This is a genomic window from Streptomyces sp. NPDC046915, assembly GCF_040644935.1.
GTDB lineage: Bacteria > Actinomycetota > Actinomycetes > Streptomycetales > Streptomycetaceae > Streptomyces.
This window is the reverse complement of the sequence record NZ_JBEYXB010000047.1, coordinates 1-20,152: the sequence shown is the minus strand read 5'-3', so window position 1 is coordinate 20,152 and position 20,152 is coordinate 1. Positions and strand designations below refer to the sequence as shown.

Here is a 20,152-nt window from a genome sequence, read left to right as displayed (position 1 = left end):
CCCCACCAGCAAGTTACCGCCCGGTACCCACCGGGCCCGCCGAACGGGTTCTTCCATGAACAAGGTCATGACCAGAGCAGCGGCACAGCACCGCCCCGGCACCCGTCCCCCGAGCCGCCGCGACCCCCGCCGCCCCGGCGGCACCCCGCCCCGCAACCCCGCCACGGCGCCGTCTCCGCGGCCCCGCCCCACCGACCTCTTCGCCGACCGTCTCCTCGCCGTGCTGAGCGGCCGGCGCCCCGTCCACTGGATGCTCCGGCACACCGTCGGCCGCGCCTACGACGATCTGGCCCGGCTCGCCGAAACCGGCACCCTGCGCACCCGCGGCACCCGGCCCGTCGTCCGCGACATCGGCTACTACGTCCCCCGCCCGGGTGCCGTCGAGGCCTTCGCCCGCATCGGCGCCGGCGACCAGCTCCGCGCCCTGGCCTTCCGCCTGGAACAGGGCCCCGACCTCCGCTGGCGCTGCACGGCGGTGGAACTGGGCGGTCCGCGAGGGCGGGACGACTGAAGCACGGGGCGAAGGGGCTGCGGGGCGGCACGCCGAAGGGCCGGGCACCCCGAGGGGTTCCCGGCCCTTCCGACAGGCCCTAAGGCGCCGCAGGCGCCTGTGTGGCCTCCGCGGGCTTCACGGCCTTCGCGGCCTTCGCGGTCACTTCTTGCGGCGACGGCCCGTCTTGGCCTGCTTGCGCCGCTCGGCGCGGGTGAGGCCGTCCGCCTCGGAGCGCACGGGCTCCTCGTCGGTGGCGAAGTCGCCTTCGACCACGCCGCCCTCGCCGTCCACGGTCGGTGCGGAGAAGTGCAGCTCGCGTCGCTGCGGGGCGTCCAGCCCCTTGGCGCGGATCTCGGGACGGGCGCCGGCCTGCGCCGGAACCGTGTCCTGCGGCTGCTTCTCGATCGACGGCTTGGTGTCCTCGACCGGGACCTCCTCGACCTGCTGCTCGACCTGGACCTCCAGGTTGAACAGGTAGCCGACGGACTCCTCCTTGATGCCCTCCATCATGGCCTGGAACATGTCGAAGCCCTCGCGCTGGTACTCGACCAGCGGGTCCTTCTGCGCCATCGCGCGCAGGCCGATGCCCTCCTGGAGGTAGTCCATCTCGTAGAGGTGCTCGCGCCACTTGCGGTCCAGGACCGACAGCACGACCCGGCGCTCCAGCTCACGCATGATCTCGGAGCCGAGCTGCCCCTCACGCGTCTCGTACTGCTCGCGGATGTCGTCCTTGATGGACTCGGAGATGAACTCGGCGGTCAGCCCGGCCCGGTCACCGGCCGCCTCCTCCAGCTCCTCGACGGTGATCCGCACCGGGTAGAGCTGCTTGAAGGCGCCCCACAGCCGGTCCAGGTCCCAGTCCTCGGGGAAGCCCTCAGCGGTCTCCGCACCGACGTACGCGTCGATCGTGTCGTCCATGAAGTGCTGCACCTGCTCCTGGAGGTCCTCGCCCTCCAGGACACGGCGCCGCTCGCCGTAGATGACCTCGCGCTGCCGGTTGAGCACCTCGTCGTACTTCAGGACGTTCTTACGGGTCTCGAAGTTCTGCTGCTCGACCTGCGACTGCGCGGACGCGATCGCGCGCGTGACCATCTTGTTCTCGATCGGCACGTCGTCCGGCACGTTCGCCATGGACATCACGCGCTCGACCATCTGGGCCTTGAACAGCCGCATCAGGTCGTCGCCGAGGGAGAGGTAGAAACGGGACTCACCGGGGTCGCCCTGACGGCCGGAACGACCGCGCAGCTGGTTGTCGATCCGGCGCGACTCGTGCCGCTCGGTGCCGAGCACGTAGAGCCCGCCGAGGTCCTTGACCTCCTCGAACTCTGTCTTGACCGCCCGCTCGGCCTTCTCCAGAGCGGCGGGCAGGGCGTGCGCCCACTCCTCGATGTGCTCCTCGGGGTCGAGGCCGCGCTGGCGCAGCTCCGCCTCGGCGAGGTCGTCGGGGTTGCCGCCGAGCTTGATGTCCGTGCCACGGCCGGCCATGTTGGTGGCCACGGTCACGGCGCCCTTGCGGCCGGCCTGGGCGACGATGGTCGCCTCACGGTCGTGCTGCTTGGCGTTCAGCACCTCGTGCTGGATGCCGCGCTTGCTGAGCTGCTGCGAGAGGTACTCGGACTTCTCGACCGAGGTGGTGCCGACCAGGATCGGCTGGCCCTTCTCGTGCTTCTCGGCGATGTCGTCGACGACCGCCTCGAACTTGGCGACCTCGGTGCGGTAGATCAGGTCCGACTGGTCCTTGCGGACCATCGGCTTGTTGGTCGGGATCGGGACGACGCCGAGCTTGTAGATCTGGTGGAACTCGGCGGCCTCGGTCATCGCCGTACCGGTCATGCCGGACAGCTTGTTGTAGAGGCGGAAGAAGTTCTGCAGGGTGATCGTGGCGAGCGTCTGGTTCTCGTCCTTGATGTCCACCGCTTCCTTCGCCTCGATCGCCTGGTGCATGCCCTCGTTGTAGCGGCGGCCGGCGAGGATACGGCCGGTGTGCTCGTCGACGATCATGACCTCGCCGTCGATGACGACGTAGTCCTTGTCCTTCTTGAAGAGCTCCTTGGCCTTGATGGCGTTGTTCAGGTAGCCGACCAGCGGGGTGTTCACCGACTCGTAGAGGTTGTCGATGCCCAGCCAGTCCTCGACCTTCGAGACGCCGGCCTCGTGGATGGCGACCGTGCGCTTCTTCTCGTCGACGTCGTAGTCGCCGGTCTCCTCCATGCCCTTGAGCGGGTTGCCGGCTTCGCCCTTCTTCAGGCGCGTGACCAGCTTGGCGAAGTCGCCGTACCACTTGGTGGCCTGGTCGGCCGGGCCGGAGATGATCAGCGGCGTACGGGCCTCGTCGACGAGGATGGAGTCGACCTCGTCGACGATGGCGAAGTTGTGGCCGCGCTGGACGAGCTCGTCCTTCGACCAGGCCATGTTGTCGCGCAGGTAGTCGAAGCCGAACTCGTTGTTCGTGCCGTACGTGATGTCGCACTCGTACTGCTCGCGGCGCTGGGCCGGCGTCATGTTGGCCAGGATGCAGCCGACGCTCAGGCCCAGGAACTTGTGGACGCGGCCCATCATCTCGGAGTCGCGCTCGGCCAGGTAGTCGTTGACCGTGATCAGGTGGACGCCGTCACCGGAAAGGGCGTTCAGATACGCGGGCAGCGTGCCGACGAGGGTCTTGCCCTCACCGGTCTTCATCTCGGCCACGTACCCGAGGTGCAGGGCGGCGCCACCCATCATCTGCACGTCGTAGTGCCGCTGACCGAGGACGCGCTTGGCGGCCTCCCGCACGGTGGCGAACGCCTCGGGGAGGAGGTCGTCCAGAGTCTCACCATCGGCGTACCGCTGCTTGTACTCCTCGGTGAGGGCTCGCAGATCGGCGTCGGAGAGGTCGACGAAGTCCTCTTCGATGGAGTTGACCTGGTCCGCGATGCGGTGCAGCTTGCGCAGGATCTTGCCTTCGCCTGCACGCATGATCTTCGAGAGGACGGACACGGGGGCTGGTCTCCTTGCCGGTCGGGCCTGGGACGGTCGGTTTCCATTGGACGTACTGAGCAACGGCCATCGTATGCGAGGACCGGGCCACGCCGGGAGGCCTGGCGGCGCGAGGGCTGTTCCCATAGGGGACAACGGCCGGGTCACGCGGATAGTGCCGCATCGTCGCATGGAATTGCGCGAAATGTGATCACGCGCTCACGCAGGGCATGAACGATGGCGTCCCCACCCGCCACCCGAGGACAATCGCCCGATGGAACCCGTGACGCTCACCACCGATCGTCTCCTGCTGCGCACCGTGGACCCGAAGGACACCGACGCGGTGTACGCCGCCGCCCAGGACCCCGACACACAGCGCTGGATCTCCCAGTTCCCCTCTCCCTACCTGCGGGAGCACGCGGAGAGTTTCACCGGCCAGGCGGCACCGGACGGCTGGGCCCACGACTCGATGTACACGTTCGGCCTCTTCCTGCCCGAGGGGCAGCTGGCCGGCATGCTCGGCATCACGATGCGCGCCCTGGGCGTCGGCGAGATCGGCTTCTGGGCCACCAAGGAGCACCGCGGACACGGTTACGTCACCGAGGCCGCGCTCGCCGCCGCCCGCTGGGCCTTCACCGCGCTGGCCGTCGACCGGCTGGAATGGCGTGCGGAAGTCGGCAACAGACCCTCCCGCGCGGTGGCCGAACGCGTCGGCTTCACCGTCGAGGGCACCCTGCGCTCCGCGGTCAACAACAAGGGCGTCCGCCGGGACTGCTGGGTGGGCTCCCTGCTCCCGTCGGACCTGGGCCTGCCGTCCACGGCGCCGTATCTGCCGGCACCGGGGCACCTGGGCTGACGGCCGGCCCGGCCGCGGGCACTCGTGCCGCCCGGCCGGTACCGATTTCCCGGCTCAGCCCCCACTGTCAGTGCCACCCTCTATCGTCCGGAGCCATGACGACCCCGCGCCCCGCCACCGACCTCTCCGCAGACGACGCCCGCCGCATCGCCCTGCGCGCACAGGGCTTCCTCGGCAGCCCCGACCGCCGAGGAGGGGTCCGGGGCGTCCTCCGCCACCTCGGCGCGGTCCAGCTGGACACCATCTCGGTCCTCGCCCGCTCCCACGAACTCGTCCCGTACGCCCGGCTGGGCGCCATCGGCCGCAAGACCGTCGAGAACGCCTACTGGAAGGACACCCACGCCTTCGAGTACTGGTCCCACGCCGCCTGCATCCTCCCGGTCGAGGAGTGGCCCCACTTCGCCTTCCGCCGCCGCGCGTACCGCAACCGCCCGCACTGGGCGCACGAACTGCCCGACGGCGCCTACGACCAGGTCATCAAGCAGCTCCGCACCGAGGGCCCCCTCACGGCCACCGAGCTCGGCGGCGCGAAGCGGACCAGCGAGTGGTGGGACTGGTCCGGTTCGAAGGTCGCCGTGGAGCGCGCGCTGATGTACGGCGAGGTGGTCTGCGTGGAGCGCCGCGGCTGGAAGCGCGTGTACGACCTCGCCGAGCGCGCCGTCCCGGAAGCGCTGCTGCACGACGAGCTGGACGACACCGAATGCCTGCGCCGCCTGGTCCGGCTGGCCGGCCAGTCCCTCGGCGTGGGCACGCGCGCGGACATCGCCGACTACCACCGCCTCAAGGGCGAGCAGGTCGATGCGGTGATAGCGGACTCGGGCCTGGTCCCCGTCACGGTCGAGGGCTGGGGCAAGCCGGCCTGGGCCGACCCGGTGGCCCTTCGGACGCCTCCGCGCGGCCGGCACCGCACCACGCTGCTGTCCCCGTTCGACTCCCTGATCTGGGAGCGGGCCCGCACGGAGCGGATCTTCGGCTTCACCCACCGTCTGGAGGCCTACGTTCCCAAGCCGAAGCGGGTGTACGGCTACTTCGCCATGCCGGTCCTGGCCGGCGGCCACCTCGTCGGCCGTGTCGATCCGGCCCGCGAGGGCCGCACCCTGGTGGCCAAGCAGGTCACTCTGGACGGCGCCAAGGCCGTCCCGGCCGTGGCCCAGGCCCTGGTCGAGGCCGCGAGCTGGGTGGACTGCACGGACGTCCGGGTGGAACGCGTGGACGCCCCCGAGCTCCGCGAGCCTCTCACCGCGGAACTCGCCCGCCTCCTCGCCTGAGCCTCACCGGATCTCGAGGATCTTCTCCCGCATCGCGTAGACCACCGCCTCCATCCTGGAGTGCAGCTGAAGCTTCTCCAGGATGTTGCGCACATGGTTCTTCACGGTGTTCTCGGAGATGAACAACTCCTTGGCGATATCCCGGTTGTTCATCCCGGTGGCTACCAGCTTGAGCACCTCCAGCTCCCGGTCGGTGAGCCGCGGCGCCGGCACCAGCCGGCGCTCGTCGGTGCGCTGGATCATCGACTTGAACTCGGTCAGGAGTTTCGACGCCATGGAGGGGCTGATCTGCGACTGCCCGTCGGCCACCGCGCGAATGGCGGTGGCCACCTCGTCCGTGGAAATCTCCTTGAGCAGATAACCGGTCGCGCCCGCCTTGATCGCGTCGTAGAGATCGGCCTCTTCGTCGCTGATCGTCAGCATGATGATCTTCGCACTGGGTGCCACCTCCTTGATGGAGGTGCATGCCTCGATCCCGCCGCGCTTGGGCATCCGTACGTCCATCAGGACGATGTCGGGCAGCAGGTCGGCGGCCTTGTCGACGGCCTCGGCGCCGTCCCCCGCCTCCCCGACGACCTGGATGTCCTCCTCGGCGGCGAGCACGATCTCCAGGCCACGGCGGAACAGGGCATGGTCGTCCACGACCAGGACTCTGATCGGCTCCTTGCGTGGAGCGCCCGCGTCCGGGCCCATGCCGACGCCGTCGGCATCCCCCTCCTGCATCGGTCCGAAGCTGTCCGCCATCGTTCCTCCCCCTGAGGCTGTGGCCTGTGGTCCTGTGCCATCGCCAACCCAAGGCAGCGGCCCACCGGTTGGGCCGGTGCGGCCATGATTTCATGCCGGGACGACACTGCGGTGACAGAGCGGGGCGCGAATGGCCGCACACCGGTGCCCCTGGGGGCGCACACGCGCTCCAGGGGCACCCGCTCAACTGTCAGCCGGAAGAATTCAGCCGCCCAGCGTGCCGCCTGCCGCGGGGGACTGCGCCTGGGCGACCATCGGGTCCGTGCTGAGGTGAATCACGCCGTAGTCGTAGGCATGCCGCCGGTAGACGACGGCCGGTTCCTTCGTCTCGGAGTCGACGAAGAGATAGAAGTCGTGCCCGACCAGCTCCATCTCGTAGAGAGCCTGGTCGAGGGTCATCGGGGAGGCCACGTGGGTCTTCTCGCGAACGATGAGGGGGCCTTCGCCCTGCACCTCCAGCGAGCCGATCCGCTTCGTCGGCACTTCGCCCTCTTCTTCCTCATGGACGGGGAGGCCGTTTCCGTTGAGCGTCGCCGCGCCCGGGACGTGGTCGGGAACCTCGGCCGCCGAGATCCGACGCGCGCCGCGGCGCGAGAACCGCTTGTCGTGCTGCTTGCGCAGCCGGGCTTCCAGCTTCTCCGCCGCCAGGTCGAGTGCCGCGTACGGATCGTTGGCCGCCGCCTCCGCCCGGATCACCGGACCGCGGGAGCGGAGCGTGATCTCCACCCGGTCGCAGCGGTCGGCCTGTCGCGGGTTGGGCTCCTTGGACACCTCGACATCGAGGCTGATCACCTTGGCATCGAGCTTCTGGATCTTGTCCAGCTTCAGCTTCTCGGCCACGTGCTTGCGGAACCGCTCGGGCACCTCGGTCTTGCGGCCCTTGACGACGATGTCCACGCAGAACTCCGTTCCCGGATCACTCCGCATCACTGGCGGAGCATCTCCCTTTTGCACCCGGCTCCGGTGAGCCCCGGAGCCTCGGACTCGGTGACGTCCACCTCCTCCTCCCCCGCGGGCAAGATCTCCACCCAGCCGGTGCGGGTGATTGCAGGAAACCCGCAGCACGGCATTCGAATATGAGGGGTATGGCCTGCGCCTTTCCCTCACAACCGAACATATCTCGCCCGGACGGATGTCGTCACCCTCTACTGCGGCGTACCTCCGTTCCGGTGAATTGGTCTTCTCGCTACCTGCAACGACGCAAGTTCGAAGTCAGTTCCGGTTCTTTTCGAAGGAATCCGGCGGTGCCGCGATCACGGCCGCGCGGATCACCGTTCCTCCCGTTGATCCAGCCATCCGTTCCCCCATCTCTTCCCGAGTTGCGTGCGCGTACACGACCGTTCTCCGGCCGTCGCGGACGAGCGCCTCCCGTACGGCACGCGCCGCCTCCGTCAGGGAGGCACCCGTCGTGATCAGGTCGTCGACGAGCACGAGCCGGCCCCCGCCGAGCAGCCGGGCACCGCCCGCCGTCACCTCCAGGGCGCCCGCCAGATTGTCCAGCCGCCTACGCCAGTCGAGCCCCGACTGGTCGGCCACGGCACGCCGCTGCCGCAGTACCGCCACCACCCGGGCCGGTGTTCCACCGCGCCGCAGCTCACCGGCCGCCGCCAGCGCGATCCGCCGCACCGGATCGTGCCCGCGCGCCCGAACGGCCCGCCGCGCGGAGGGCACCGGCACGAGCAGCACGGGCCCACCGGCCCGCCCGCCGGTCCGCCCGGCGGCCGGCAGCCCCGCCCGCACCGCACCCGCCAGAGCCGCCCCGAGAGCACCCGTGAGGGTCAGCGCGCCCCGCTCCTTGTGGGCGAGGAGAACCGCCCGCACCTCGTCCCCGTACGGAGCCGCCGCACGGACCGCCGGCAGCCCGGGCGGCTCCGGCACCGGTCGCACCCGGCGCGGTACGGCCCCGCTCAGGGCGGCACGGCACTCCTGGCAGAGCACCGTGCGAGGCCTTCCGCAGCCTCCGCACTCAGCCGGCAGCACCAGGTCGGTGAGGTCCTGCCACCACCCCCGCATGGCCTCCACTGTGCCAACGCCCGGCCGGGTCGGCCACCCCTGTGGAAAACTCCCTGTGGACAACCCGCCCGGTACCCCGGATCGCGTCACCCGGGATAGACCGGCGCGAACCCTTCCTTGACCACCTTCTGCCACTGAGCCCCGGACGGCAGCCGTACGATCCCGTCCTCCGAGTACGCCACCAGCGGCAGCCGGTCGTCCTCGGACGCCGTGATCGTCTTCACGCCCGAGAGTGTGGCGGGCGCCGTGCCCTCCGGCGTGGAGCCGTCGACCTGGACGTACCGCATCTGCAGCAGTCCCCCGTGCTCCTGTCCGGCCACCACGAGCCGGCTGTCGCCCGCCCACGACATGGCGGTGACCTCCTCCAGTTCCGGTGTCACCGAGCGCAGTTCCGTGACCGACACCGGGTGCCCCGTGGACCTGTCGTCCCGCTCGACACGGCCGACGAGCAGGGACTGCTTGCCGTCCTTCTCCACCACGAGCGCTATCCGGACCCCGTCGGCCGCCACCCGCACGTCCCTGATGCGTCCGGGCAGCTCCGGGGTCTGCACGGTGACCGGCTCTCCCCTGCCCTGCTCCAGCAGGAGCAGCCGCGAAGCGTGAGGATTGCGGTCGGCCACCCACAGGTCGCCCCGGGCGTCCCAGCTGGGCGTGGTGAGCCGGTCGTCCCTGGTCGCGCCGTGGCTGGTGACCACGGCGTCACCGAGCGAACCTTGCGAGGTCAGCGACGTGACGTACAGCGAGCCGCCGCCGATGTCGACCCCGGCCGCGGTGCGCTCGTCACGCGAGACGGCCACCGAACGCAGCTCCTTGCCGCTGTCGCCCAGCGCGCCCGGCACCGGCACGGCACTGGTCCCCGGGCCGCCGCCGACCATCCGTACCAGCCGGTGCTTGCCATCGAGGAAGTACAGGTACTCGGGACTCTTCGCGGCGGCGTCCCAGGCGGTGCTCTCGGCCCGGTCCTGTCTGAGGTCGCACAGCCTCTTGCCCCCGGTGCCCCGCAGGTCCACCGCGTCCACCGTGGGCGTCTGGTTCCGCAGGGTGAACAGCAACTGGGTGGCCATCTCGTTGCACTGGGCCACCCCCACCCCGGAGGCCTTGTCGTTCAGCGGCACCGTCAGCACGTTCTGGTCGTCGGGCGTCAGCGAGTCGGTACCCTTCCGCAGTGCCGCACCCGTGGGGAAGCTGGATCTGACCACGGGTGACAGCCAGCTCGTGGGCCCACTGATCAGGGACCGCACCACCTGGGTCATCGGGTCCACGCCCTCGCGCACGAAGACCGGGTCGGCGACGGCGACCGGCTGCCCGCTCGTCCCCACCCAGGTGTTCGACGCGAAGTAGTACTTGTCGACGGACTTGTAGTTGCGCTGGAAGTCGGACTTGCCCATGACGACGCCCGACGGCAGCTCGGTGATACGCCACTGCCTGGTCTTGGCGTCCCGCGTCAGATGCAGCTTCTTGCTGTACGGCCCGCCGGCGGGCGCGTACGCCTGTTTCGCGTCCACCGTCGCGACCCTGTCCCCGGCCAGCGTGTAGGAGACGTTGTCGGCGTCCTCGCGGCCGCCCGGCTGCGGGTCGGGCGCGATGCTGGGCCCGTCCGCGAGCACCGTGGTCAGACGCTCGGGCCGCCACTGCTTCGCGGCATCGGTGGTCAGATACTTGCGCGCCGTGTCATAGTCCGGATCGTCGCTGGTCAGCGCCTCCAGAAAGCCCTGCACGATCTCCCCGGGCTGGGCGTCCTCGGCCGGCGGCATCGCGAAGACCCGCACCTGGGTGTCCTGCCGGGGCGTGGACTCGACGTCGCGCAGATCCCCGCTGTCGGGCATCGAGGCGCACCCCGCCAGCAGTACGACGCCACAGACGGCGTACACCACCGCGCGCACCGGCCGCCGACGCACGCCCCCCTCGTGGTCAGCGCCCACGAAATGCCTCCCCTGGCTCGTTCAAGTCCTCGACGGCGTTCGCGCGGCCCTCGGTCTCCTCGCGCGCCGTGCCCGCGGCGGGCGTGCCGTCCTGCCTCCGCGCGGCACCGTTGGGCCGCGGCACCACGCGCGCGCCGTTGCCGGGCAGCGCGGTCGGGTCGGCGGCGGGGCTGACGGTGGCCAGACGGGGCACGATCGGATCACGCGGCGACAGCGGCGGCGCCTGGCCGCCCGTCGGCTGCACCGGGACCGTGGCACGCTTGCCGTCGCCCCCGCCCGGCAGACCGGCGTCGTCGAGCCCCCGGTTGCGCCGCGAGTCCTTGGGCTCCAGGGGTATCGGCGAGCCCCGCAGCGGCTCGTCCGCGGTCCGCGGCAGCGTCAGCCGGAACTGCGAACCACCACCGGGCTCACCCCAGGCCTGAAGCCAGCCGCCGTGCAGCCGGGCGTCCTCCAGGGCGATCGACAGCCCCAGACCCGTACCACCGGTGGTACGCGCGCGTGCCGGGTCCGCGCGCCAGAAGCGGCTGAAGACGCGGGTCGCCTCGCCGGGCTTGAGCCCGACGCCGTAGTCCCGCACCGCGACCGCGACCGCGCCGCCCGCCGCCGCCAGCTTGACGACGACGTCCCTGCCCTCGCCGTGCTCCACGGCGTTGACCACGAGGTTGCGCAGCACCCGCTCCACACGCCGGGCGTCCGCCTCGGCCACGACGGGCTGCTGGTCGCCGAGGACACGTATGTGCGTGCCCTTGCGCTCCGCGAGCGGCTCGGCGCCGCTGACCACCCGCCGTACGACCTCCCTGAGGTCTATCGGCTCGGCCTCCAGGGCCGCCGCGCCCGCGTCGAAGCGACTGATCTCCAGCAGGTCCGCGAGCAGCGACTCGAACCGGTCCAGCTGGTCGGCGAGCAGTTCCGCCGACCGCGCGGTCACCGGGTCGAAGTCCTCACGGGCCTCGTGGATGACGTCGGCGGCCATGCGCACGGTCGTCAGCGGCGTCCGCAGCTCGTGCGACACGTCCGACACGAACCGCCGCTGCATCCGCGACAGGTCCTCCAGCTGCTGGATCTTCAACTGGAGGTTCTGCGCCATCTTGTTGAAGGCCTCGCCGAGCCGCGCGATGTCGTCCTCGCCGGTGACCTTCATCCGCTCCTGGAGCTTGCCCGCGGACAGCCGCTCGGCGATCCCGGCCGCCATCCGCACCGGCGTGACCACCTGCCGCACCACCAGCCACGCGATGGCCCCCAGGAGTACGACGACGAACAGCCCGGCGGTCGCCAGCGTGCCCTTGACCAGGCTCAGCGACTTCTCCTCCTGCGTGAGCGGGAAGAGGTAGTACAGCTGGTACGGGTCACCGTTGGGGTCGTTGACCTGCTTGCCGATGACCAGCGCCGGCTGGGACTCCCTGCCGTTGGTGTAGACGACGCGGGTGTAGCTCTGAGCCGCCGTCGTGCTCTCGTTGACCCGGGCACGCAGGTCGTCCGGCACACTGGTCGTGGCGTCGACATGCCCGGAGCCGCGCGGACTGCGCCCGCCGCCGCTCCCGTCGCCGGCCGGGAGCGTCACGACGTCGAAGGCGCCCTGGCCGCCACTGGACAGCGACTCGACGAGGTCGCTCATCCACTGGATGAGCGTCTGGGACGGCCGCCCGTCCGCGGTCGAGGTCTGATCGGTGGCGGCGGTGTCTCCCGCGGCCTCGTCGGCCTTCTGCTTGGCCACCGCGAAACCGCCGGTGGCCTGGCTCTGCGACGCCTTCACCTTGGCGTCCAGCAGACCGTTGCGCACCTGGCCGATGACGACGAAGCCCAGCAGCAGGACGACGCCCAGCGACATCAGCAGGGTCGTGGCGACGACCTTGAGCTGGATGTTGCGGCGCCACAGCCGCATCACCGGCAGCAGCGGCCGGCGCACCCAGCGCATGATCAGCCGGAGGACCGGGCTCCCCTGGAACCCGCCCTGCAGCAGCCCGCCCTCGAAGAGGCGTCCCCAGCGCGAACCCGCCGCCTTACGGCCGACAGGCCGCCCCGGCCGGTCCCCGGACCGGCCGGGAGCCGAAGCGGCACTGTCACCTGACATGTCAGCTCGGTCCCGCCTTGTAACCCACACCACGGACGGTCACCACGATCTCCGGCCGCTCCGGGTCCTTCTCGACCTTGGAACGCAGCCGCTGCACATGCACGTTGACCAGCCGCGTGTCCGCCGCGTGCCGGTAGCCCCACACCTGCTCCAGCAGCACCTCACGCGTGAACACCTGCCACGGCTTGCGCGCGAGCGCGACCAGCAGGTCGAACTCCAGCGGCGTCAGGGCGATCGACTGCCCCTCCCGCTTCACCGAGTGACCGGCCACATCGATGACCAGGTCACCGATGGCCAGCTGCTCCGGCGCGGGCTCCTCCGACCTCCGCAGCCGCGCCCGGATCCGGGCCACCAGCTCCTTCGGCTTGAAGGGCTTCACGATGTAGTCGTCGGCGCCCGACTCCAGGCCCACCACGACATCGACGGTGTCGCTCTTGGCCGTGAGCATCACGATCGGCACCCCGGACTCCGCCCTGATCAGGCGGCACACCTCGATACCGTCCCGCCCGGGCAGCATCAGATCGAGCAGCACAAGATCGGGCTTGGACTCACGGAATGCTGCCAGCGCCTTGTCGCCGTCGGCTACGAAAGACGGCTCAAAACCTTCACCACGCAGCACAATGCCGAGCATCTCGGCCAGTGCGGTGTCGTCGTCGACGACAAGGACTCGTCCCTTCATAAACGACATCATCCCATTCTCGTAACAGTGACCGGGGCGCTGGTGAGCGACGTCACTGGCCAGTGACGATAGTCGTACGGGACCACTACTGTCTGCCCTCGTCCCAAGGGCCCGGCGAACACCCCCACGGAACGGGGCTCACCGGGCGGACAGCCCCGCGAGTGCCTCGGCCGTCACCGGTGAGACGGCGCCCTCCTCGGTGACGATCGCGGTGATCAGCTCCGGCGGCGTCACGTCGAACGCCGGGTTGTACGCCTGAGTCCCCAAGGGAGCCACCGGAATCCCGCCACCCGCACCCGTCACCGGCATCTGCGGTGCCACGACCTCGGTCACCTCGAAGCCGGGTCGCTGCTCGACCTCGATGGACGCCCCGTCCGGTGTCTCCGGATCGATCGTCGTCACCGGCGCCACCACGATGAACGGCACATGGTGGTACCGCGCCAGCACCGCGAGTGGATAGCTCCCCACCTTGTTCGCCACCGAACCGTCGGCCGCTATGCGGTCCGCCCCTATCAGCACCGCGTCCACCTCGCCGGCCGCGAACAGCGAGCCCGCCGCGTTGTCGGTCAGCAAGGTGTACCCCATACCGCTGCGGGCCGCCTCGTACGCCGTCAGCCGCGCCCCCTGCAACAGCGGACGGGTCTCGTCCACCCACAGGCGCCGCAGCCGCCCCACCCGGTGCGCGGCGAGCACCACCGCGAACGCCGTGCCCTCGCCGCCGGACACCAGCGATCCGGTGTTGCAGTGGGTGAGGATCCGGTGCCCGCCCCCGGGCAGCAGCTCGTCCAGCAGCGCCAACCCGTGCTCGGCCATACGAGCACTGGCCTCGGCGTCCTCCCGGTGCAGCGCCCGCGCCGCGGCCAGCGCCGCCGCGGCCGCCTGCTTGGCGTCCCCGCCCTTGGTGAGCGCGGCGCGGTACGCGGACCGGGCCCTGCGCACGCCGACGGACAGGTTCACCGCGGTCGGGCGGGCGCCCTCGAGCGTCCCGGCGGCCTCTTCCACGTCGAAGCCCCGCGCGGCGGCGAGCGCGACACCGTACGCCCCCGCGATACCGAGCAGCGGCGCACCGCGCACCGCGAGCGAACGGATCGCCTCGACCAGCGCCGACGCGTCCGTGCACACCAGCTCGACCTCCTCGGTCGGCAGTCTCGTCTGGTCGAGAAGGACCAGTACGGGGCCTTCGGGTGGCTCCTCCCATCGGATCGCCGATTTCTCGGTCGGCCGGTTGTCCTCGCGGGCTTGCGCGTACTGATCAGCCATGCCGTCAGTCTGCCCCGTATCCGGCGGACAATTGAAGGCGTGCAGCCCATACCGCGGCCGGTCCGCCGACGACCGCCCCATGACACGATGGCTGCCAACCTGCCGCCGCGACCGCGGACGGGCACCGTGAAGGAGCTTCGATGAAAGACACTCCGGGCTGGGCCTCGCCCGGATCCGCACCGTCCGACGGGCAGGAAACCGGCGCGTCCCGACCTGCCGAGCCCGCCGACCGGCCGGGCCCCGCACAGCCCGCCGAACAACCGGGCGCGGACACGCAGGACTCCGGCTCGAAGTGGTCCAAGGAGCAGCCGCCACCCGGCCAATGGTCCGCGCCCACCGGCAGTCCCGGCCCAGGCCAGGCACCACCGCCGCCACCCCCCGGCCCGAGCTGGGGCGGTCAGTACCCCGGCGGCGGCCCTGGAGGGCCCGGCGGATACGGAGGGCCCGGCGGATACGGAGGCCCGGGTGGCTACGGGGGTCCCGGCGGATACGGCGCCTGGGGCGGCGGCTGGGGCGGTCCCCCGCCCGCGGCCAAGCCCGGTGTGATCCCGCTGCGCCCGCTGGGCGTGGGGGAGATCCTCGACGGAGCCGTCTCCACCATGCGCACCTACTGGCGCACGGTCCTGGGTATCTCGCTGACCGTCGCCGTGGTCATCGAGGTCGTCATCGTCCTCCTCCAAGGACTCGTCCTCAACAACAGCGCCGACACCGCGGCCCTCGACGACCCCAGCGCCACCCTCGGCGAAGTGACCCGGGCCATGGGCGACGTCATGCTGAACTCCGGCGTCGTCGTCCTGATCTCGCTGCTCGGCACGATCGTCGCGACCGCCCTGCTGACAGCCGTGACCAGCCGCGCCGTACTCGGCAAGTCGGTGACCACCGGTGAAGCCTGGCGCGACGCCCGGCCACAGATCCCGAAGCTGTTCGGCCTCATCTTCCTGCTGCTGCTCATCGCCTTCGGCATCGCGTTCGCAGGCGCGCTGCCCGGCATCCTCGTCGCGGTCGCCGGCGGCAGCGGGGACGGCGCCGCCGCACTCGCCGTCCTCGGCATCTTCGGTGCCGCCATCGTCGCCCTGTGGCTCATGGTCCGCTTCTCCCTCGCCTCTCCGGCGCTGATGCTGGAGAAGCAGGGCATCGTGAAGTCGATGAGCCGCTCCGCGAAGCTGGTCCGCGGCGCCTGGTGGCGGGTCTTCGGCATCCAGCTGCTCGCCGCGATCATCGCGAACATCGTCGCCTCGATCATCGCCATCCCCTTCGCCGCGATCGCCGCCGCGGCCAGCGGCAACAGCGTCTCCGACTTCCTCAACGGCACCGGCGGGGACCTCGGCTGGACATTCCTCATCATCAGCGGCATCGGCTCGGTGATCGGCTCCATGATCACGTTCCCGATCACGGCGGGCGTCACCGTGCTCCTGTACATCGACCAGCGCATCCGCCGCGAGGCCCTCGACCTCGAACTGGCCCGCGCCGCCGGCGTCCAGGGCTACGGCACCGGCACGACCCCGGGGAGCTGATGCGGTGAGCCTTACGGGGGGAATTCTCGTCTCACTGGCGCGCTCCGGCGACGAGCCGCCGGTGACCACTCCACGCGACCCCGCACGAGAAGCGGCACGGCGCGAACTGTCCAAGCGGATGTACCACGAGAACGACCCCAGTCTCCTCGAACGCGCCCTCAACGCCTTCTGGGACTGGGTCGACCGGGTGCTCAACGCCGCCTCCGCCGCGACACCCGGTGGAGGACTCGGCCTGATCGTCGTGGTCCTGGCCGTCGTCGCCGTCCTGGCCGCCCTGTGGTGGCGCCTGGGCACCCCGCGCCGCCAACCGACCTCCGCCGCAGCCCTGTTCGACGACCGGCCCCGCAGCGCCGCCGAGCACCGCGCGGCCGCCGAGGCACACGCCGCCCAGGGCCACTGGAACCAGGCAGTCCAGGAACGGATGCGCGCCATCGTCCGCTCCCTCGAGGAACGCGCCCTGCTCGACGTCCGTCCCGGCCGGACGGCCGACGAAGCCGCCGCCGAAGCCGGCCGCGCCCTGCCCTCGCACACGGACCGGCTGCGCGCCTCCGCCCGCGAGTTCGACGACGTCACATACGGCGGGCGCAGGGCGAGCGAGCAGTCGTACCACCGCATCGCCGAACTCGACCGCGACCTGGACCGCACCAGCCCGGTCCTGGCGAACAGCGTCCCCAGCGCGGCCGGCAACACCCGCCAGGGAGGCGCCGGATGACCGCCGGGGCCGCCCTCCCCTCCACCTCGGCCTCCCTCACCGCACGCCAGGTGTGGACCCGCGCGCGAGGTGTGGTCATCGCCCTGGTGCTGCTCCTGATCGGCGCCGTCGCGATCGCCGTCGTCCGCTCCGACGTCAAACACGGCGAACTCGACCCGCGCTCGGCCGACCCCTACGGCAGCCGGGCCGTCGCCGCGCTCCTGGCCGGCCGGGGCGTCTCCACACGCGTGGTCACCACGCTCGACGAGGCCCGCGCCTCGGCCGGCCCGCGCACCACTCTCCTGGTCGCCGTCCCCGACCTGCTGACCCACCGCCAACAGACGCGACTGCGCTCCGCCACCGCCCACTCGGGTGGCCGCACCGTCCTCGTCGCCGCGGGCAGCTCGTCCGTCGAACGACTCGCTCCCGGGGTCACCGCGGACCCCGCCACCAGTTTCCACTCGGCACTCGCACCCCACTGCGACCTGCCCGCCGCCCAGAGCGCGGGCACCGCCGAGACGGGCGGCATCCGCTACACCACCACCCACCTCGACGCCGACTCGTGCTACCCCAGCGAGCGCCTGGCCACCCTGGTCCGCGTCCCCGCGGCCTCCGGAGGCGGCGACACCGTCGTCCTCGGCGCCCCCGACATCCTCTACAACGACCGTCTCGACAAGCAGGGCAACGCCTCGCTCGCCCTCCAACTCCTCGGCTCGCGCCCCCATCTGGTCTGGTACCTCCCCTCGCTCTCCGACACCTCGGCCACCGGCACGGGCGACCGCAAGGGCTTCTTCGACCTGCTCCCCTCGGGCTGGCTCTGGGGCACACTTCAGCTCTTCATCGCCGCCGCCCTCGCCGCCCTCTGGCGGGCACGCCGGCTCGGCCCCCTCGTAGCCGAACGACTCCCCGTAGCGATCCGCGCCTCCGAAACCGTCGAAGGCCGCGCCCGTCTTTACCGCAAGGCCAACGCCCGCGACCGCGCGGCCGCCGCCCTGCGCTCCACCACCCGCACACGCCTCGCCCCCCTGGTCGGCGTCCCCGTCGCCCAGGCCGACGCGCCCGAGGCACTGCTGCCCGCGCTGTCCGCCCACCTCCACAGCGACGGACAGTCCCTGCACGCCCTCCTGTTCGGCCCGCCGCCCCGCGACGACGCGGCCCTCATCACACTCTCCGACCAACTCGACGCCCTCGAAAGAGAGGTACGCCGTCCATGATGGACCCGACCACTGACAACGCCGGGTACACCGGGGACCCAGGCGCCGCCCGTGCCTCCCTGGAGTCCCTGCGCGCCGAGATCGCCAAAGCCGTGGTCGGCCAGGACCCCGCCGTGACCGGCCTCGTCGTCGCCCTCCTCTGCCGCGGACACGTACTGCTTGAAGGAGTCCCTGGAGTCGCCAAGACGTTGCTCGTCCGCGCACTCGCCTCCGCACTCGAACTGGAGACGAAGCGTGTCCAGTTCACCCCCGACCTCATGCCGAGCGACATCACCGGCTCCCTCGTCTACGACACCCGCACCGCCGAGTTCTCCTTCCAGCCCGGCCCCGTCTTCACCAACCTGCTGCTCGCCGACGAGATCAACCGCACGCCCCCCAAGACCCAGTCCTCCCTCCTGGAAGCCATGGAGGAACGTCAGGTCACGGTCGACGGCACGCCCCGTCCGCTCCCGGAACCGTTCCTGGTCGCCGCCACTCAGAACCCGGTCGAGTACGAGGGCACGTACCCCCTCCCCGAGGCCCAACTGGACCGCTTCCTCCTCAAACTGACGATCCCTCTGCCCTCACGCCAGGACGAGATCGACGTCCTCACCCGCCACGCCGAGGGCTTCAACCCACGCGACCTGCGCGCCGCCGGCGTACGCCCCGTCGCCGGCCCCGCGCACCTGGAAGCCGCACGCGCCGCCGTCGCCAAGACGGCGGTCTCCCCCGAGATCACCGGCTACGTGGTCGACATCTGCCGTGCCACGCGCGAGTCACCGTCCCTGACCCTCGGCGTCTCACCGCGCGGAGCGACCGCCCTCCTGGCCACCTCACGCGCCTGGGCATGGCTGACCGGCCGCGACTACGTCATCCCCGACGACGTCAAGGCCCTCGCTCTGCCGACCCTCCGGCACCGCGTCCAGCTGCGCCCGGAGGCCGAGATGGAGGGCGTCACGGCCGACTCCGTCATCAACGCGATCCTCGCCCACGTCCCGGTCCCCCGCTGATGGCCCTCACCGGGCGCGCCGCCCTCATCGCAGCCCTCGGCTCGATTCCCGTCGGCATCTGGGGACCCGGTTGGACGGGCATTCTCGCTGTCAACGGTCCGCTGGCCGTGGCCTGCGCATGCGACTTCGCGTTGGCGGCACCCGTACGACGGCTCGTCCTGACCCGCTCGGGTGACACCTCCGTGCGCCTGGGCGAGGCCGCCGAGGTCACGCTCACCGTCACCAATCCGTCCGGGCGCCCGCTCCGAGCCAGACTGCGGGATGCCTGGCCGCCCAGCAGCTGGCAGCGCGGCACCGAGGGCGAAGCCTCCCGGCACCGTCTCACGGTGCCGGCGGGCGAACGCCGACGAGTCACGACCCGGCTCAGGCCCACCCGCCGCGGCGACCGGCAGGCCGACCGCGTGACCATCCGCTCGTACGGCCCCCTGGGCCTGTTCGCCCGCCAGGGCGCGCACCGAGTTCCCTGGACGGTACGAGTCCTGCCCCCGTTCACCAGCCGCAAGCACCTCCCGTCGAAACTCGCTCGTCTGCGTGAACTCGACGGCCGCACCAGCGTGCTCACCCGCGGCGAGGGCACCGAATTCGACAGTCTGCGCGAGTACGTTCCCGGCGACGACACCCGTTCCATCGACTGGCGCGCCACTGCCCGACAGTCCACGGTCGCGGTACGTACCTGGCGTCCGGAACGGGACCGGCACATCCTCCTGGTCCTCGACACCGGCCGCACCTCGGCGGGGCGCGTCGGCGACGCACCTCGCCTGGACGCCTCCATGGACGCGGCACTGCTCCTGGCGGCACTCGCTTCCCGGGCCGGCGACCGCGTCGACCTCCTCGCATACGACCGCCGGGTCCGCGCCCTGGTCCAGGGCCGGACGGCGAGAGACGTGTTGCCGTCCGTCGTCAATGCGATGGCGACACTCGAACCCGAACTCGTCGAGACCGACGCCCGGGGCCTCACGGCCACTGCACGGCGGACAGCCCCGCGCCGCTCCCTGATCGTCCTGCTCACCACCCTGGACGCGGCACCGGTCGAACAGGGTCTGCTCCCCGTTCTTCCGCAGCTCACCCAGCGCCACACCGTCCTGCTGGCATCCGTGGCCGACCCGCACATCGCGCGCATGGCGACAGCGCGGGGCAGCACCGAGGCGGTGTACGAGGCCGCGGCCGCCGCACAGGCTCAGGCTGAGCGGCACCGGACTGCCGAGCAGCTCCGCCGTCATGGTGTGACCGTTGTGGACGCGACACCGGATGAGCTTGCTCCAGCACTGGCCGATGCCTATTTGGCTCTCAAGGCGGCAGGGCGCCTCTGACCGGAAGGGCGGTTCTGAATCCTCCTCCGGAGCCAGGCCCCGCACGCCGGCCCAGAAATGCAGAAAGCCCCCGCACCATGAGGTGCGGGGGCTTTCCCAATATTTGTTCGGCGGTGTCCTACTCTCCCACAGGGTCCCCCCTGCAGTACCATCGGCGCTGTGAGGCTTAGCTT

Annotated in this window: 16 protein-coding genes; 8 read left to right on the top strand and 8 right to left on the bottom strand. The window is 71.0% G+C overall.

Annotation, left to right across the window (positions count from 1 at the left end):
* Positions 1-55: 55 nt before the first annotated feature.
* A complete protein-coding gene (locus tag ABZ915_RS48040) occupies positions 56-511 on the top strand; it encodes an Rv3235 family protein (RefSeq protein ID WP_361817599.1) in 456 nt (151 codons plus the stop codon).
* Positions 512-652: 141 nt separating this feature from the next.
* Here ABZ915_RS48040 and secA read toward each other — a convergent pair whose 3' ends face one another.
* Positions 653-3,469: a preprotein translocase subunit SecA gene (secA, locus tag ABZ915_RS48035; protein ID WP_361817597.1), complete on the bottom strand. Its 2,817-nt coding sequence runs from the start codon at positions 3,467-3,469 to the stop codon at positions 653-655.
* A gap of 253 nt (positions 3,470-3,722) precedes the next feature.
* Here secA and ABZ915_RS48030 point away from each other — a divergent pair, with 253 nt between their 5' ends.
* The gene (locus ABZ915_RS48030) at positions 3,723-4,304 is read left to right on the top strand and encodes a GNAT family protein (RefSeq protein WP_361817594.1); all 582 of its coding nucleotides are present in this window, start codon (positions 3,723-3,725) and stop codon (positions 4,302-4,304) included.
* Positions 4,305-4,399: 95 nt separating this feature from the next.
* Complete coding sequence (locus ABZ915_RS48025; protein ID WP_361817591.1) at positions 4,400-5,572, top strand: crosslink repair DNA glycosylase YcaQ family protein; 1,173 nt, start codon at positions 4,400-4,402, stop codon at positions 5,570-5,572.
* Between the two features lie 3 nt (positions 5,573-5,575).
* Here the strand turns inward: ABZ915_RS48025 and ABZ915_RS48020 are convergent, their stop codons facing one another.
* The 7 genes from ABZ915_RS48020 to mtnA all read right to left on the bottom strand — a co-directional run bounded on the left by ABZ915_RS48020 (position 5,576) and on the right by mtnA (position 14,261).
* The gene (locus ABZ915_RS48020; protein ID WP_361817588.1) at positions 5,576-6,316 is read right to left on the bottom strand and encodes a response regulator transcription factor; all 741 of its coding nucleotides are present in this window, start codon (positions 6,314-6,316) and stop codon (positions 5,576-5,578) included.
* A 204-nt stretch (positions 6,317-6,520) separates the two neighbouring features.
* Positions 6,521-7,246, bottom strand: coding sequence for a ribosome-associated translation inhibitor RaiA (gene raiA, locus ABZ915_RS48015; protein ID WP_361817586.1), 726 nt, complete (start codon positions 7,244-7,246; stop codon positions 6,521-6,523).
* A gap of 282 nt (positions 7,247-7,528) precedes the next feature.
* The gene (locus tag ABZ915_RS48010) at positions 7,529-8,329 is read right to left on the bottom strand and encodes a ComF family protein (RefSeq protein WP_361817583.1); all 801 of its coding nucleotides are present in this window, start codon (positions 8,327-8,329) and stop codon (positions 7,529-7,531) included.
* Positions 8,330-8,415: 86 nt separating this feature from the next.
* Positions 8,416-10,251 (bottom strand): LpqB family beta-propeller domain-containing protein, encoded by a 1,836-nt coding sequence (locus ABZ915_RS48005; protein WP_361817580.1) that lies wholly within the window; start codon positions 10,249-10,251, stop codon positions 8,416-8,418.
* On the bottom strand, positions 10,241-12,322 hold the full coding sequence (gene mtrB / locus ABZ915_RS48000; protein ID WP_361817577.1) for an MtrAB system histidine kinase MtrB: 2,082 nt from the start codon (positions 12,320-12,322) through the stop codon (positions 10,241-10,243). Before mtrB ends, ABZ915_RS48005 begins: the two co-directional genes overlap by 11 nt.
* Before the next feature lies 1 nt (position 12,323).
* The gene (gene mtrA, locus ABZ915_RS47995; protein ID WP_016438163.1) at positions 12,324-13,013 is read right to left on the bottom strand and encodes a two-component system response regulator MtrA; all 690 of its coding nucleotides are present in this window, start codon (positions 13,011-13,013) and stop codon (positions 12,324-12,326) included.
* A gap of 126 nt (positions 13,014-13,139) precedes the next feature.
* Positions 13,140-14,261 (bottom strand): S-methyl-5-thioribose-1-phosphate isomerase, encoded by a 1,122-nt coding sequence (mtnA, locus tag ABZ915_RS47990; protein WP_361817574.1) that lies wholly within the window; start codon positions 14,259-14,261, stop codon positions 13,140-13,142.
* A gap of 140 nt (positions 14,262-14,401) precedes the next feature.
* On the opposite strand from mtnA, the gene ABZ915_RS47985 reads away from it, so the two are divergent.
* From ABZ915_RS47985 to ABZ915_RS47965, 5 genes are read left to right on the top strand one after another with little or no spacing between them, the layout of a single operon-like run.
* Entirely contained in the window at positions 14,402-15,775 is a 1,374-nt protein-coding gene (locus tag ABZ915_RS47985) for a hypothetical protein (RefSeq protein ID WP_361817571.1), read from the top strand.
* A 4-nt stretch (positions 15,776-15,779) separates the two neighbouring features.
* A complete protein-coding gene (locus ABZ915_RS47980; RefSeq protein WP_361817569.1) occupies positions 15,780-16,487 on the top strand; it encodes a DUF4129 domain-containing protein in 708 nt (235 codons plus the stop codon).
* Positions 16,484-17,680: a DUF4350 domain-containing protein gene (locus ABZ915_RS47975; protein WP_361817567.1), complete on the top strand. Its 1,197-nt coding sequence runs from the start codon at positions 16,484-16,486 to the stop codon at positions 17,678-17,680. Before ABZ915_RS47980 ends, ABZ915_RS47975 begins: the two co-directional genes overlap by 4 nt.
* Positions 17,680-18,669: a MoxR family ATPase gene (locus ABZ915_RS47970; RefSeq protein ID WP_361817612.1), complete on the top strand. Its 990-nt coding sequence runs from the start codon at positions 17,680-17,682 to the stop codon at positions 18,667-18,669. Before ABZ915_RS47975 ends, ABZ915_RS47970 begins: the two co-directional genes overlap by 1 nt.
* Complete coding sequence (locus tag ABZ915_RS47965; protein ID WP_361817564.1) at positions 18,669-19,979, top strand: DUF58 domain-containing protein; 1,311 nt, start codon at positions 18,669-18,671, stop codon at positions 19,977-19,979. The genes ABZ915_RS47970 and ABZ915_RS47965 overlap by 1 nt, the downstream gene beginning before the upstream one ends.
* Positions 19,980-20,152 lie beyond the last annotated feature (173 nt).

Coding starts and splice junctions, on each gene's coding strand:
- ABZ915_RS48040 (WP_361817599.1), top strand. CDS start 56: ATGAACAAGGTCATGACCAGAGCAGCGGCACAGCACCGCCCCGGCACC.
- ABZ915_RS48030 (WP_361817594.1), top strand. CDS start 3,723: ATGGAACCCGTGACGCTCACCACCGATCGTCTCCTGCTGCGCACCGTG.
- ABZ915_RS48025 (WP_361817591.1), top strand. CDS start 4,400: ATGACGACCCCGCGCCCCGCCACCGACCTCTCCGCAGACGACGCCCGC.
- ABZ915_RS48020 (WP_361817588.1), bottom strand. CDS start 6,316: ATGGCGGACAGCTTCGGACCGATGCAGGAGGGGGATGCCGACGGCGTC.
- ABZ915_RS48010 (WP_361817583.1), bottom strand. CDS start 8,329: ATGCGGGGGTGGTGGCAGGACCTCACCGACCTGGTGCTGCCGGCTGAG.
- mtrB (WP_361817577.1), bottom strand. CDS start 12,322: ATGTCAGGTGACAGTGCCGCTTCGGCTCCCGGCCGGTCCGGGGACCGG.
- mtrA (WP_016438163.1), bottom strand. CDS start 13,013: ATGATGTCGTTTATGAAGGGACGAGTCCTTGTCGTCGACGACGACACC.
- mtnA (WP_361817574.1), bottom strand. CDS start 14,261: ATGGCTGATCAGTACGCGCAAGCCCGCGAGGACAACCGGCCGACCGAG.
- ABZ915_RS47985 (WP_361817571.1), top strand. CDS start 14,402: ATGAAAGACACTCCGGGCTGGGCCTCGCCCGGATCCGCACCGTCCGAC.
- ABZ915_RS47975 (WP_361817567.1), top strand. CDS start 16,484: ATGACCGCCGGGGCCGCCCTCCCCTCCACCTCGGCCTCCCTCACCGCA.
- ABZ915_RS47970 (WP_361817612.1), top strand. CDS start 17,680: ATGGACCCGACCACTGACAACGCCGGGTACACCGGGGACCCAGGCGCC.
- ABZ915_RS47965 (WP_361817564.1), top strand. CDS start 18,669: ATGGCCCTCACCGGGCGCGCCGCCCTCATCGCAGCCCTCGGCTCGATT.